Source organism: Rhizobium sp. AAP116 (assembly GCF_001295785.1).
Lineage (GTDB): Bacteria > Pseudomonadota > Alphaproteobacteria > Rhizobiales > Rhizobiaceae > Allorhizobium.
Genome location: NZ_LJIB01000032.1, coordinates 1 through 12,693 on the forward strand (window position 1 = coordinate 1; position 12,693 = coordinate 12,693).

The window sequence follows — 12,693 nt, forward strand, 5'->3', positions numbered from 1 at the left end:
ATCTCGGTGGTTGCCGTCAGGTCGAGGGCAGTGTCGTCGCGCGCAATCTTCACCGGCTCGACGGCGAATGCCGCCGATGCGGCGAGGCACAGATATGCTGTCGTAAGCGCAGCAATCCACAGGGCGGCGAGGCGCGGCACGGCGCGCGAAAGGGTTCGGGTATTCGTCATGAGGGCGTCTTGCCGTTCCGCGCCTTATGGCCGCCGATCCGGGAATACAGCAGATGGTCGCGCCATTCCCCGTTGATTTTCAGATAATCGCGCAAAAGACCTTCCCGCTCAAATCCCGCTTTTTCGAGTAGCCTCAGGCTGTTGACGTTGTCCGGAATACAGGCTGCTTCGATACGGTGCAACTCGAGTGGCCCGAAGATGTAGGGAATAGCCAGCTGAAGTGCGGCAAACATGTGGCCCTGGCCGGCATGACGTTCGCCCATCCAGTAGCCAATCATGCAGCTTTGTGCCGCTCCTCGGCGGATGAGACCGATGGTGAGCCCGCCCAGCAAGGTGTCCTCGGCCCGATCGAAGACAAAGAAGGGCACTGCCATGCCGGAGTGAAATTCCTGTTCATTACGCAGCACACGCTGCCGAAACGCGCGCTCGGTCAGCTCGTCGGTGCGCCAGGACGGCTCCCATGGCTGCAGAAAGGCACGGCTCTCTTTGCGCAGCTGGTGCCATTGCTCGAAATCGCGGAAGCGGGGCAGGCGAAGGAGGAGTCGTTCGCTGGTGATTTCCGGCATATCCGGCTGCCGGGACAGAAACCGAAACACCGAGCGCGTCATCGTCAATCCCCAAGCGATGTCCGGCGGGGTCCCCGCCGGTCGCAGTCTGTGCCGGCGGCCCTTAGCCGACGGCCTTGCGGATACCGGCAGGCTGTGTCGTCAGCGCGCCTCTGATATCGTCGAGCGGAACCAGATGATCGACCGGGCCAATGGCCGACAGCGTCGGAACCGTGTCGAAGAACAGCCGACCGGCAAGGTCCGTCAGGCGTTCGGTGGTGATGCCGGCAAGCCGTTCCATCATTTCCTGGTTCGGAATGGTGCGTCCGTAGAGCATCATCTGCCGGGCGATCTGACCGGCGCGGGCAGCCGGGCTCTCCTGGCCCATCAGAAGCTGGGCGCGGATCTGCGCCCGCGAACGCTCGATTTCCTGCTGGTCGATGCGGTCGGAGACCTTGCGCAGCTCATCGATGATCACGGGCACCAGTTCCGGCAGGTTCTCGCCGCCGGTCGCGGCATGGATGCCGAAAATGCCGGTATCCGAAAAGCCCCAGTGGAAGGCGTAGACCGAATAGCACAGGCCACGGATCTCGCGCACTTCCTGGAACAGCCGCGAAGACATGCCGCCACCGAGAATGTTGGCGAGGATCTGCGAGCAGTAGAAGTCGCGCATGTGGTAGGCCTTGCCCTCGAAGCCGAGCAGGACCTGGGTATCCATCAGGTCGCGTTCTTCACGCGACTCGCCACCGGTGTAGTGGGCGGCATCCATCACCGGCGTCGCAGACGGCTTTGTCGGCAGCGAGGCGAAACGCTGCTCCACCTGCTTGACGAAGGCATCGTGGTCGACCTTGCCGGCGGCCACGACGAACATCCGGTCGGTCGTGTAGTTGCGCGACAGATAGGCGCGGATCTGGTCGCTGGAGAAGGACTGCACCGTCTCGGGCGTGCCAAGAATGCTGCGGCCGATCGTCTGGCCGCGATAGGCCTGTTCGGAGAAACGGTCGAAGACCACGTCGTCTGGTGTGTCGTCGGCTGCGCCGATTTCCTGCAGGATGACGTGTTTTTCGCGCTCCAGTTCCTCCTCGTCGAAGACGCTGTCGGTCAGGATGTCGGCGAGAATATCGACAGCGAGCGGAACATTGTCCTTCAGCACGCGGGCGTAATAGGACGTCGTTTCCGTCGAGGTGGCGGCGTTCACTTCGCCGCCGACATTCTCGATCTGCTCGGCGATCTGCCGGGCCGTGCGCGTATTCGTACCCTTGAACGCCATGTGCTCGAGCAGATGCGCAATGCCATGCTCGGCTTCGGTCTCGTTACGCGAGCCGGACTTGATCCAGGTTCCGAGAGCCACGCTTTCCAGATGGGGCATGTTCTCGGTTACGACAGTCAAACCCGATGGAAGCCGGGTGCATTCAACATTCATGGTCCGTCTTTCCGCACTTCCTACCTGACTGCTCGCGCCTGTTTGCTGACAAAGCTTTCGATGGCTTTCAGTTCCGCGGGCAGGACTTCGAAGCGCTCCTCCCTGTCCATCAGATCAGCAAGCCACGCCGGAAGCGCGGGGTCAATACCGGAGGCCGATTTTACTGCCGCCGGGAACTTGGCCGGATGGGCCGTCGCCAGCACAACCATCGGGCTTTGCGGCTTTTCGAACTTGCTTGCCACATGCACGCCGACGGCCGTATGCGGGTCGAGCAGGTACCCGGTCTCGTCGAGAACGGTGCGGATCGTCTTCGCCACTTCCTTCTGCGTCGCGCGCCCGGCGCGGAAATCCTTGCGGATGAACTTCAGTGCTTCCGGCTGGATCTCGAAGGCGCCGGACTGCTTCAGTCCCTCCATCGCCGAACGGATTGCGGAAGCATCGCGCCCATAGGCCTCGAACAGCAGGCGTTCGAAGTTCGACGAGATCTGGATGTCCATTGACGGCGAGGTGGTCGCCGAGACGCCCTTCATCTCGTAGCGGCCGGTTTTCATCGTGCGCGCCAGAATGTCATTGTCATTGGTCGCAATCACCAGCTTGTCGATCGGCAGGCCCATCTTCTTGGCGACGTAACCGGCGAAGATGTCGCCGAAATTGCCGGTGGGAACCGTGAACGACACCTTCCGGTCGGGGGCGCCAAGCGCGACTGCAGAGGTGAAGTAGTAGACCACCTGCGCCATGATGCGCGCCCAGTTGATCGAGTTGACGCCGGAAAGACCGACGCGATCGCGGAACGGTACGTCGTTGAACATCGCCTTTACCAGGTTCTGGCAGTCGTCGAAATTGCCTTCGACGGCGATGGCATGCACGTTTTCGTCCTGCGACGAGGTCATCTGGCGCTGCTGCACCGGCGAAACCTTGCCATGCGGGAAAAGGATGAAGATGTCGGTGCGCGCACGACCCGCAAAGGCATCGATCGCGGCCCCACCGGTGTCGCCTGAGGTCGCGCCGACGATGGTTGCCCGCTCGCCGCGTTTTTCCAGAACATGGTCCATCAGGCGGGCGAGCAGCTGCATCGCCACGTCCTTGAAGGCGAGCGTGGTGCCATGGAAGAGTTCGAGCACGAAGGAGTTCGGCCCCGTCTGCACCAGCGGTGCGACGGCCGGATGCTTGAAGGTCGAATAAGCCTCGTCGATCATCGCGCGGAAGGTGTCGGGCTCGATCTCCCCGTTCGTAAAGGGCAGGAGCACCTCGAAGGCGACCTCTTCATAGGACTTGCCGCGCAACCCGCGGATCGCCTTTTTCGACATCTGCGGCCATTCGCGCGGCACATAGAGCCCGCCGTCCCGGGCAAGGCCTGCCAGAAGTGCGTCACAAAAGCCGAGGCTCGGAGCCTCGCCGCGGGTCGAAACATATTCCACGTCGCTTATCCCTAAAGTTCAAGAATTCGGAGCCGAAGCCGCCGTCAAACCTATGGCGTTTCGGATAAAGAGGTTTGCCCGTTTGCGCCAGTGCACCGGCCAGGATTTCGCAAGCCCGGCAGTCGTGCATTCACGCGCTGATACCGAGACTCCTGCCGGCTCTCGAAGGTCCATCGAAAATTGAAGCAAATTGCCGGCTACCCAATCGATTTTTGTCGTGGCCGCTGGTATAGACCATCCGCGAGGGCGCTGAAAAGCCTCAAGTTTGACTGTTTTTCGGCCTTGGGCCGAGCATGCGGAAGGTGAAGTCTCGTGTCTGTAAACGTGTCGCGCGGTGTGATCGCCGTTTCGCTGATGATGGTTCTTTCGGGTTGCAACGCCGGCAGCCTCGGCAGCGGCCTCGGCCTTTCGCCGTCGGAGCCAGGCAACGCGGCTGCAGCCGCAACTCAGCAGGCTTTCGTGCAGGGCTTCTGCCCACAGATTTCACTGCGTGACGGAACCGCCGCCTATCGTACCTATGCGCGCGGCAAGGACGGCGATGCCGAGCAGGTCATCTTCCAGGCCTCGCTCGCCGACACCACGCGCTCCTGCGCTCGCACCGAAACATCACTGACGATCAACGCGCTTGTTCAGGGCCGACTCGTCGCAGGCCCGCAGGGCAAGGCCGGCACGATCAATCTGCCGGTGCGGGTCACCGTCGTGGATGGCGGTCAGGAAGTCTTCAACGAAGTCGAGCAGTATGCCGTCACACTTGCCGATGTGAACCAGCCGACGCAGTTCATCTACAGCAAGGTGGCAACCGTTCCCGGCGATATCTCCGGCACGGCCCGCGTCTTCATCGGCTTCGAACAGCCGAAGAAGAAGTAAGTTCCCGAGGACGGCGCCGGATCTGAAGATCGGCGCCTAGCCCCGACGCGTCAGGGCCACCAAATAGCGGGTTGCGTGGTCGCTGGCGTTGACGAACACGCAATCGCTGGGCGCGCCGAGTTGCAGGCAGTCACCCGTCGATAGCTGATGGCTGCGTGTGCCTTCCATAAAGTCGAGGCGGCCTTCGAGCACGTAGATCTGCTGGTGCTGGAAGCTGAAGGCAGAGGCCGGGTAGGGCACTCGCACACCGGGCGGCAAAACCACTTCCAACAGTTCGAGTTGGCCTCCATTCCCGGGGGAAAGCGTCCGCCGCGTATAGCCCGTATCCGGATCGATCCAGAGCGGTTGCTCGTCCCGGCGCGCCAGTCGATCCCCCTCGCGTTCGGCCAGTGCAAGAAGAACCGAGAGCGGCAGCCCGAAGGCGCCGGAGAGGCGGCCGAGCACGGTCGCCGTCGGGCTCGCCTCGCAGCGCTCCACCTTGCTGATCATTGCCTTGGAGACGCCCGAACGCGCCGCAAGCTCGGCAAGCGACCAGCCGCGTGTTTCCCGCTCCAGCCGGATACGCTCGGCGATGGCCCGCGCCTGACGGTCCTCGTCGTGAACATCGTTTCTCTGCACCGTGTTTTTCATCTCGACCCTTGCCAAATTCTCCGGCCGCGTCTTCTATAGTGGACAGGAGCATACGATAGATGACGGCGCATCCACAAGTCGCCGCCTGTCGACAAAAGAGAGGGACGAACACGAGCATGGCACGCGAAATCCGTTTCAACGCCTTCGACATGAATTGCGTCGGGCATATCCAGCAGGGTCTCTGGAGCCATCCGCGAGATCGCTCGATGGAATATACGAACCTCGCATACTGGACCGACTACGCGAAGCGCTTGGAAGCTGGCCTCTTCGACGGCATCTTTCTCGCCGATGTCGTCGGTATCTACGACGTTCTGAGCGGCAGTCCGGCGCCAGCACTTCGCGGTGCCGTGCAGGTGCCGGTCAACGATCCGATGATGCTGGTCCCGGCCATGGCCGCGGCCACCCGCCATCTCGGCTTCGGCGTCACGGCCAACCTCACTTACGAACAGCCCTTCCTCTTTGCCCGCCGCATGGCGACGCTCGATCATCTGACCGGTGGCCGCATCGGCTGGAACATCGTGACCGGCTATCTCGACAGTGCCGCACGCGCCATCGGCCTCGACGGCCAGATGGCCCATGACGATCGCTACGACCTCGCCGATGAATACATGGAGGTGATCTACAAGCTCCTTGAAGGGAGCTGGGAAGACGGAGCCGTGGTGGCCGACAAGGCTGCAAAGGTTTATGCCGATCCGCAGCGTGTCCATCCCGTCCATCATCATGGACGCCAATACAAGGTCGATGCCTATCACCTCTGCGAACCCTCGCCCCAGCGCACGCCGGTGCTGTATCAGGCCGGTTCCTCGCCGCGTGGCCGACAGTTCGCCGCAACCCACGCTGAATGCGTCTTCGTCAACGGCCAGAAGAAGGAGGGCGTGCGCGAGATCGTCTCCGACATCCGGGCACGTGCCGAGGGACTGGGGCGTCAAGGCGATGACATCAAGGTCTTCCTTGGTGCCACCATCGTCACCGGCCGCACCGAAAAGGAGGCCCGCGAAAAGTTCGAGGACTACCGCCAGTACGTGAGCTCCGAGGCCGCGCTCACCCATGCTGCCGCCTCGATGGGCATCGACTTCGACAAATTCGACATGGACGAACCGGTCGAGACGGGCAAGAGCCAGGCGATCACCTCCAACATCAAGGCCATGGACCGCGCGGCCGGGCCGCAATGGACGAAGCGCAAACTGATCGAACAGATGGTGCTCGGCAGCCGCCAGCCGCCACTCGTCGCCTCCGCAGATCAGGTCGTCGACTGGCTGGTGGACTGGGTCGAGGACACCGGCGTCGACGGCTTTAACCTGTCGCGCACGGTCGTGCCGGAATGCTTCGACGACATCATCGAGTTGGTCGTTCCCCGCCTGCAGGAGAAAGGTCTCTACAAGACCGAATACCGCGAAGGGCCGCTGCGGGAAAAGCTCTTCGGCAACGCCCGTCTGACCGATCGCCACATTGCCTCCACCCACCGGCATCAGCGGGGCTGATCACGTCTTTCGCATGTTGTGAAATGCATCGGTCCGGGCCGGTGCCTCGCCTTGCTCTCTCTGCTCGGCGGATGCTAGCGTGCAAGCCACATGGCGGAGCATGCCTGCCCCCTCGGGATGCACGCGCTGGCATTGAGAGGGAGTGGGCCACTAAGGCGGTGTCCCCAGGGAGGCCTTGTTGAAAATTGCTGTCGTGAGAAATCCCATTGCGGGCGGCCGAGCAGGCCAGAAGCAATGGGCTCCCCTGCTTGCCGCCTTCCGCCATCGTTTCCCGGATCTGGAAATCCATGAAAGCCGCTCCAGCGGGGACGCGCGAAGGCTCGCCCGCGAGCTGGCAGTGGGGCCTTACGACGTTGTTGTGGTCGCCGGCGGTGACGGCACGATCAGCGACGTCGTGGATGGTGTGCTGACCTCGTCGCGCCCCGAGATGCCGCTCGCCTTTCTGCCGATCGGCACGGGCTGCGATTTCATCCGAAACTTCAAGCTACCGAGCGATCCGGCAGCCCTCGCAGAACACATCGCAAACGCCCCTGTCCGCAAGATTGACGCCGGGTTGCTCGTCAGCCGCGATGCTGCCGGCAACGAGCAGCGTCGCCACTTTGCCAATATCGCCAGTGTCGGCATTTCAGGCGAAATCGTCGATGCTGTGAATGCGCCTGGACGCAGACGCATCTTGAACGGCCCCCTCCGCTTCCTTGTCCATGCGGCACGCGCGATCCTGCGCTATCGTCCATATGATTTCGAAGTGCTGATCGATGGCATGCAGGTGCATCAGGGGCGGCTGGCAATCGCAGCGATTGCCAATGGCGGCTGGTTTGGCGGCGGCATGCACATCACGCCGGATGCCGATGTCGCCGATGGCCTGTTCGACATTGCCGTGATGCGCGAGGAGAAGATCCTCGGCCTTCTGAATTTACTGGGACGCCTGCATTCCGCCGGCCATGTCGGCCATCCGCTCTTAAGTTTTCATAAAGGACGTCGCGTCGAGGTGCGGCCGCGTGATCCCCAGCGTTTCCCGGTGGAAATCGACGGCGAAATGCCGATCCGGGGCGCTTTCGTCGCAGAAATCCTGCCCTTGGCGTTGACCATCAAGACCTGAACAGGTCGCTCTTCGGACGATTAAAACGCGCCTTCCCACTCGGCCATGGCGGCGATCACGCCCGGCAGATCCTGCATGCGGGCAATCACGGTCTCGGCGCCGGCATCTGTCAGCCGGTCGGCATGCGAGGGATAGGTGTGCGAGGCGCCGGTAAAGCCGATGACGCGCATGCCGGCTTCGCGTGCCGCATGTACGCCATGCACGGAGTCCTCGATGACGACGCACTTGGACGGACTGACATTGAACTGCTTGGCACCATGCAGGAAGATATCCGGCTTCGGCTTGACCCTGTCAGCACCGAGATCCTTGGCCGAATAGATATGCGGCGCGAAGAACTCCTTGAGGCCGACCTTGGAGAGCATCATGTCGAGACGATGCGAGGAGGAATTGGAGCAGATGCAGCGCGGACCGGCGAGACGCGCCAGGGCATACTGCACGCCTTCGATCGCCTTCACCTCGCGGGCGAGCTTCTGGTCGAGCAGCTGTTCCGACTTGTCGATCAGGCTGGCGGAGAGCGGAATGTCGATCTCCTTCTCGATCGACAGCAGAATGTTCTTCCAGGTCATGCCGGCGAAGCGCTCGCCCATCTCCTCGACCGAAATCGGATAACCCGCTTCCGTCAGAAGCTTCGATTCGACCTTGGCCGCGATGATCTCGGAATCGACGAGCACGCCGTCGCAATCGAAAAGGGTGAGGTCGAAGCCGCTCATGGAAACATCCGTCATGTGGTCCAGGGAAAGTCGCTCCCTACACGATCGGGAGGGCGAGGACAATCACGCGTCATGCACGGCTGCCGTGCCGAACATCGCATGGCCGTCTAGTTTCAAGCCTCAGCCATCGCGAGCAGCACGACCTCGAAATCCTGCGGATAACGTTTGAGCCCGCCCGCCTTTTCCATCATGTCAGCGAGCCAGACGCCGTCCGCTGCAAGCCGCACGGCAACCAGCCTTGGATCGCCGTCGGTCTCGGCATGCCGCGCCATGCGCCCGTCGAGCCAGGCCGACCAGAGCGCGCGCAGCGCCGGTTCCGAGACGATTGCGACCGACAGTGCACCCCAGAGGCTGCGGTCGCCCAGCAGGCGGTCGGAGAAGCAGGCACGCACATAGGCCCGCGTGAAGCGTCCGCGCGACGCGGGATCATCCGCCAGAGTCCGGTCGATTTCCTGATCCATCTTGTCGAGAAGATCCTCAAAGACGGCGGCCAGCAGCGCCTGCTTGCTGTCGAAATGATGCAGCAGCCCGCCCTTTGTCACGCCGGCCCGTTCGGCGACCGCCTGGATCGTGATGGCCGACGCACCCTGTTCGGCCGCAATCTGGGCGGCGCAGTCCAGCAAAGCCCGGCGCACCTGCTCCGGCTGTTTCTTGCGGTGATGCGCGGAAAGCGTTTTGTCTCCGCGCGAGGGAGAGGCCGCCATCAGTGCGACACCGTGCTCGACAGCGTGTTCATCACGATGACGCCGGCAACGATCAGGGCGATACCCACAAGCGCGGCCAGATCGAGGCTCTGCTTGAGGTAGAACACACTGATCAGAGCGGTTAGCACGATGCCGAGCCCACCCCACATTGCATAGGCGATGCCAAGCGGCATGCCCTTCAGCGCCTGTGACAGAAGGTAGAAGGAGGCGACATAAAACATCACCATGCCAGCCGTCGGCAGAAGCTTGGTGAACTGCGCCGATTTCTGTAGCAACGTCGTGCCGATGACTTCGAGCACGATGGCGGCAGCCAGCGCGCCATAGGCGGTCAGTGTGGGGTTCATGGACGGGGCTCCGGAAAAGAGAATGTTAAAAGATACCGTATGGTTGGTTTCTTTTCAAGGTGCCTGTGACGCATGCATGTCGAACTCAGTCGGGCAGGGGAAACCACTTGAGAAAATGCCGCTCGCCCTCGGGTGAGAACCGGATGATCCGGCTCTCCTCCACCCGCCGCGCCAGTCCCCGATCGAGGAAATGTGTGAGCAGCGCCGCCCCCAGCGCGCCCGCGAGATGCGTCCGCCGCTCGCTCCAGTCGAGGCATGCGCGGCAGAGCGGGCGTCGCTTGGCTCTAAGGCTGCCGATATCGAGGCCGCGACCTTCGAGCAGGCTCTCGCCCACAGTTGTCAGCGTCAGCGCCTCGTCCTCCGCCCGGATTGCGCCCTGCCCAACCAGGCTGTCCAGCATCCGTACGCCAAAATCGCCGGCCAGATGGTCGTAGCAGATCCGCGCCTTGCGCAGCTCCGGCTCCTTCGGCCCGGTGCGGTGGCGCAGGTGCCCGCGCGTCGCTGAAAAGCTCATCAGGCTCTCGATCATCGTCCCGACATGACCGTCGGCCAGTGCAAAATAGCGATGCCGCCCCTGTTTGCGCTGGGAGAGGAGGCCACCCTCTTCGAGCTTCGACAGATGCGAACTCGCCGTCTGCAGCGTCACGCCTGCCGCGCCCGCAAGTTCCGTCGCGGTCAACGCCTTGCCGCCGATCAGCGCCAAGAGCATGTTCGAGCGCGCCGGATCGCCGATCAGTGAAGCGATGCGCGCGATGTCAGGTCCTTCCGCCATATGATGTTCTCCCCGTTAGAAAGCGCAGTCTGCATCGCAAGTGTAGCCAATGCTTCGGTCCCGGTCGAACTGTTGAAGGAAAGGGTTGGGCAAAACTTCGACCCCGATCGAAGCATCAGGCGTCGGTGCCGTGGCAAGCCCACCTCGCAACAAACGAGGAGTTTCTCCATGATCACCTGCATCATCCGTTACCGCATTGACCCCTTCGGTCGCGACGACTTCGCCACTTATGCTCGCAACTGGGGCGAGGCGATCCCCCGCTGCGGCGCCGATCTGGTCGGCTACTTCGCCCCGCACGAGGGCTCGGCAACCACGGCCTACGGCATCTACCACATCGAAAATCTGGCGGCCTATGAAGCCTATCGCGCGAAGCTTGCTGCCGATCCGCTCGGCAAGGCCAATTATGAATTCGCCAGGAACGCCCGCTTCATCCTGGAGGAGGACCGCCTCTTCCTGAAGAATGTCTCCAGCTCGCCATCGTCGAAAGTCCAGCCATGATCGCCGTCATCTTCGAGGTGGTGCCATTTGTCGGAGAACGCCACCGCTATCTCGATTTGGCCGGTGAACTGCGCGCCCAACTGGAGGCGGCCGACGGCTTCCTCTCCGTTGAGCGCTTCGAGAGCCTGTCGACCCGTGGCAAGCTCCTGTCGCTCTCCTTCTGGCGCGACGAAGAGGCCGTCCGCCGCTGGCGCGAAACGGAGGAACACCGCGCCGCGCAAGCGGCCGGCAGGGGCGGCGTCTTCGCCGCCTATCGCCTGCGCGTCGCCCAAGTGCTGCGCGACTACGGTCTCGAAGACCGGGCCGAGGCGCCGGAGGATAGCCGCGCAAGGCATGGGTGAGGGTGGGGTTTTGACAAACTTTGCCATCCGCGCCATTTTGTCTGCATCACTGGAGGCAGACTATGGCAACGATGAACGTATCCCTTCCCGATCCGATGAAGGCCTGGGTCGAGCGTCAGGCCGAGAGCGGCCGCTACGGCAATGCCAGCGACTATATCCGCGACCTGATCCGCAAGGATCAGGAGCGTCTCGCAGCCTTCGACCAGCTTCAGGCCGCCATCACCAAGGGGATCGAAAGCGGCCCGCCGGAGCCCTTCGATCCCGAGGCCTTCAAGCGGCGGATGCGCGAGAGCCATGGCGCCCGCTAGCGCCCGCTACACCCTTGCGCCTGAGGCTCAGCGTGACCTCGAAACCGTCTGGGCCTATGGTGCGGGAACCTGGTCCGCCGATCAGGCCGATCGCTATCTCGACGAACTCGTGCAGGCCTTCGACCGGGTTGCTCGGTCTCCAACGCTGTTTCGCGAACGTCTCGAGTTTATGCCGCCGGTCCGGATCTATCCCTATCGCAGTCATCTGATCGTCTATGTGGGTCTGGAAGGGCAGGTCACCATCCTGCGTATTCTCGGCGGTCGGCAGGATTGGCAGGCCATTCTGCGCGCTCTGGAGTGAGGTCATGTTTCCCCTCCCTCGACAAGCCATGCCCCGCTGACTAGAGCCGTTCATTTTCAAATGGCAGCAGTTCTGTTGGCTGAAACGGAGTCGGATGGTCGCCTGGCTGGCGCGCGTCGTAGCCGTAGCATACGGCCAAGCCAGCCGGGCGATCAGGCGGCCCGTTCCAGCCAACCCGTTCCAGCCAACCCGAAGGGCCGGGCATCTTTCCGCCGGGATCAGCGGCGATCGTCTCGCCCATACCCCAGGGTATGCGCATCGCCGATCGTCGCTGCCCCGACAAAAACCTGCTCCGGCAGAACGGCTTCCATTTGAAAATGAACGGCTCTATGCATGACCGCATGCCCAAGACCCGCGACGATTCCTTGAAGGACACGGTGGCGAGCCGCATCAGCCGCGCGCTTGCGGAGCGTATCATCCATGGCGAACTCGTGCCCGGTTCGCGTTTGGGGCAGGACCATATTGCCGAGGAATTCGGCGCAAGCCATGTGCCCGTGCGCGAGGCCTTCCGCCGGCTGGAGGCGCAAGGCCTGGTCGTCTCGCTGCCCCGTCGGGGCGTGCGGGTCGCAAGCTTCGACCTGAAGCAGGTGCGCGAAGTCGCCGAAATGCGCGCGGCCCTCGAAGTGCTGGCGCTTCGCCACGCCGCCCCCAATCTGACCCCGGATGTGCTGGCCGCTGCCGAACGGGCAGCCGCCGACGCCGACAATGCCAAGGATGTGCGCACCTGGGAGGAGGCCAACCGCCGCTTCCACCGGCTGATCGTCTCGACCTGCGGGATGCCGCGCCTGTTGTCGGTCATCGACGATCTCCACGCCGTCTCCGCCCGCTTCCTCTTCGTCGCCTGGCGCGCCACCTGGGAAGCCCGCACCGACCACGACCACCGCGCCATCCTCGAAGCCCTGAAATCAGGCGACGCATCGGAAGCCGCCCGCATCCTGGAGCGCCACGTCCAATGGATCGGCCGCGCGCCGATGCCGGTGCCGGGTCGCGCCGAGACGGAAGGCTTTGCGATCGTCGGGTGAGCGTCGCCGAGCCGTTCCGCCGCACTCCACCTCCCCCTTGGGGGGGGGGCGCCGCAAAGC

16 protein-coding genes are annotated in these 12,693 nt (G+C 63.0%); 8 read left to right on the top strand and 8 right to left on the bottom strand.

The genetic code is table 11. The annotated features are described in order from the left end of the window. Positions 1-166 precede the first annotated feature (166 nt). From IP85_RS18660 to thrC, 3 genes are all read right to left on the bottom strand, one after another. The gene (locus tag IP85_RS18660) at positions 167-778 is read right to left on the bottom strand and encodes a GNAT family protein (protein WP_054151178.1); all 612 of its coding nucleotides are present in this window, start codon (positions 776-778) and stop codon (positions 167-169) included. 61 nt (positions 779-839) lie between these two features. Beyond that, positions 840-2,138, bottom strand: a complete 1,299-nt coding sequence (locus tag IP85_RS18665; protein ID WP_054151179.1) for a pitrilysin family protein — start codon at positions 2,136-2,138, stop codon at positions 840-842. 20 nt (positions 2,139-2,158) lie between these two features. After that, a complete protein-coding gene (gene thrC, locus IP85_RS18670; protein ID WP_069041958.1) occupies positions 2,159-3,565 on the bottom strand; it encodes a threonine synthase in 1,407 nt (468 codons plus the stop codon). A 303-nt stretch (positions 3,566-3,868) separates the two neighbouring features. Here thrC and IP85_RS18675 point away from each other — a divergent pair, with 303 nt between their 5' ends. Beyond that, positions 3,869-4,423 (top strand): hypothetical protein, encoded by a 555-nt coding sequence (locus IP85_RS18675; protein ID WP_054151181.1) that lies wholly within the window; start codon positions 3,869-3,871, stop codon positions 4,421-4,423. A 36-nt stretch (positions 4,424-4,459) separates the two neighbouring features. On the opposite strand, the gene IP85_RS18680 is transcribed toward IP85_RS18675, so the two are convergent. After that, positions 4,460-5,041 (bottom strand): XRE family transcriptional regulator, encoded by a 582-nt coding sequence (locus IP85_RS18680; protein WP_197278029.1) that lies wholly within the window; start codon positions 5,039-5,041, stop codon positions 4,460-4,462. Positions 5,042-5,169: 128 nt separating this feature from the next. Between IP85_RS18680 and IP85_RS18685 the strand changes: the two genes are divergently transcribed. Beyond that, on the top strand, positions 5,170-6,534 hold the full coding sequence (locus IP85_RS18685) for an LLM class flavin-dependent oxidoreductase (RefSeq protein ID WP_054151183.1): 1,365 nt from the start codon (positions 5,170-5,172) through the stop codon (positions 6,532-6,534). Between the two features lie 178 nt (positions 6,535-6,712). Next, positions 6,713-7,633, top strand: coding sequence for a diacylglycerol kinase family protein (locus IP85_RS18690; RefSeq protein WP_245280908.1), 921 nt, complete (start codon positions 6,713-6,715; stop codon positions 7,631-7,633). A gap of 20 nt (positions 7,634-7,653) precedes the next feature. On the opposite strand, the gene IP85_RS18695 is transcribed toward IP85_RS18690, so the two are convergent. The 4 genes from IP85_RS18695 to IP85_RS18710 form a co-directional block, all read right to left on the bottom strand. Next, positions 7,654-8,343: an HAD family hydrolase gene (locus tag IP85_RS18695; RefSeq protein WP_054151193.1), complete on the bottom strand. Its 690-nt coding sequence runs from the start codon at positions 8,341-8,343 to the stop codon at positions 7,654-7,656. Between the two features lie 113 nt (positions 8,344-8,456). Continuing rightward, complete coding sequence (locus tag IP85_RS18700) at positions 8,457-9,047, bottom strand: TetR/AcrR family transcriptional regulator (RefSeq protein WP_054151184.1); 591 nt, start codon at positions 9,045-9,047, stop codon at positions 8,457-8,459. Then, entirely contained in the window at positions 9,047-9,391 is a 345-nt protein-coding gene (locus IP85_RS18705) for a multidrug efflux SMR transporter (protein WP_054151185.1), read from the bottom strand. The genes IP85_RS18700 and IP85_RS18705 overlap by 1 nt, the downstream gene beginning before the upstream one ends. 85 nt (positions 9,392-9,476) lie before the next feature. Continuing rightward, positions 9,477-10,163 (bottom strand): winged helix-turn-helix domain-containing protein, encoded by a 687-nt coding sequence (locus IP85_RS18710; protein WP_054151186.1) that lies wholly within the window; start codon positions 10,161-10,163, stop codon positions 9,477-9,479. A 168-nt stretch (positions 10,164-10,331) separates the two neighbouring features. Here IP85_RS18710 and IP85_RS18715 point away from each other — a divergent pair, with 168 nt between their 5' ends. From IP85_RS18715 to IP85_RS18740, 5 genes are all read left to right on the top strand, one after another. Beyond that, positions 10,332-10,661: an NIPSNAP family protein gene (locus IP85_RS18715; RefSeq protein ID WP_054151187.1), complete on the top strand. Its 330-nt coding sequence runs from the start codon at positions 10,332-10,334 to the stop codon at positions 10,659-10,661. Further along, positions 10,658-11,002: an antibiotic biosynthesis monooxygenase gene (locus IP85_RS18720; protein ID WP_054151188.1), complete on the top strand. Its 345-nt coding sequence runs from the start codon at positions 10,658-10,660 to the stop codon at positions 11,000-11,002. Before IP85_RS18715 ends, IP85_RS18720 begins: the two co-directional genes overlap by 4 nt. Positions 11,003-11,064: 62 nt before the next feature. Then, positions 11,065-11,310, top strand: a complete 246-nt coding sequence (locus IP85_RS18725) for a type II toxin-antitoxin system ParD family antitoxin (protein ID WP_054151189.1) — start codon at positions 11,065-11,067, stop codon at positions 11,308-11,310. After that, positions 11,297-11,611 carry a type II toxin-antitoxin system RelE/ParE family toxin gene (locus IP85_RS18730; RefSeq protein ID WP_054151190.1) on the top strand — a complete coding sequence of 105 codons (315 nt, stop codon included), beginning with the start codon at positions 11,297-11,299 and terminating at the stop codon, positions 11,609-11,611. The genes IP85_RS18725 and IP85_RS18730 overlap by 14 nt, the downstream gene beginning before the upstream one ends. A gap of 341 nt (positions 11,612-11,952) precedes the next feature. Next, the gene (locus IP85_RS18740) at positions 11,953-12,633 is read left to right on the top strand and encodes a GntR family transcriptional regulator (RefSeq protein ID WP_054151194.1); all 681 of its coding nucleotides are present in this window, start codon (positions 11,953-11,955) and stop codon (positions 12,631-12,633) included. The last annotated feature ends 60 nt before the right edge of the window (positions 12,634-12,693 follow it).

Bases quoted from the DNA above. Each gene is read 5' to 3' on its own strand.
- IP85_RS18660 (WP_054151178.1), bottom strand. From the start codon at position 778: ATGACGCGCTCGGTGTTTCGGTTTCTGTCCCGGCAGCCGGATATGCCG.
- IP85_RS18725 (WP_054151189.1), top strand. From the start codon at position 11,065: ATGGCAACGATGAACGTATCCCTTCCCGATCCGATGAAGGCCTGGGTC.
- IP85_RS18695 (WP_054151193.1), bottom strand. From the start codon at position 8,343: ATGAGCGGCTTCGACCTCACCCTTTTCGATTGCGACGGCGTGCTCGTC.
- IP85_RS18710 (WP_054151186.1), bottom strand. From the start codon at position 10,163: ATGGCGGAAGGACCTGACATCGCGCGCATCGCTTCACTGATCGGCGAT.
- IP85_RS18740 (WP_054151194.1), top strand. From the start codon at position 11,953: ATGCCCAAGACCCGCGACGATTCCTTGAAGGACACGGTGGCGAGCCGC.
- IP85_RS18705 (WP_054151185.1), bottom strand. From the start codon at position 9,391: ATGAACCCCACACTGACCGCCTATGGCGCGCTGGCTGCCGCCATCGTG.
- IP85_RS18700 (WP_054151184.1), bottom strand. From the start codon at position 9,047: ATGGCGGCCTCTCCCTCGCGCGGAGACAAAACGCTTTCCGCGCATCAC.
- IP85_RS18715 (WP_054151187.1), top strand. From the start codon at position 10,332: ATGATCACCTGCATCATCCGTTACCGCATTGACCCCTTCGGTCGCGAC.
- IP85_RS18730 (WP_054151190.1), top strand. From the start codon at position 11,297: ATGGCGCCCGCTAGCGCCCGCTACACCCTTGCGCCTGAGGCTCAGCGT.
- IP85_RS18665 (WP_054151179.1), bottom strand. From the start codon at position 2,138: ATGAATGTTGAATGCACCCGGCTTCCATCGGGTTTGACTGTCGTAACC.
- IP85_RS18685 (WP_054151183.1), top strand. From the start codon at position 5,170: ATGGCACGCGAAATCCGTTTCAACGCCTTCGACATGAATTGCGTCGGG.
- IP85_RS18720 (WP_054151188.1), top strand. From the start codon at position 10,658: ATGATCGCCGTCATCTTCGAGGTGGTGCCATTTGTCGGAGAACGCCAC.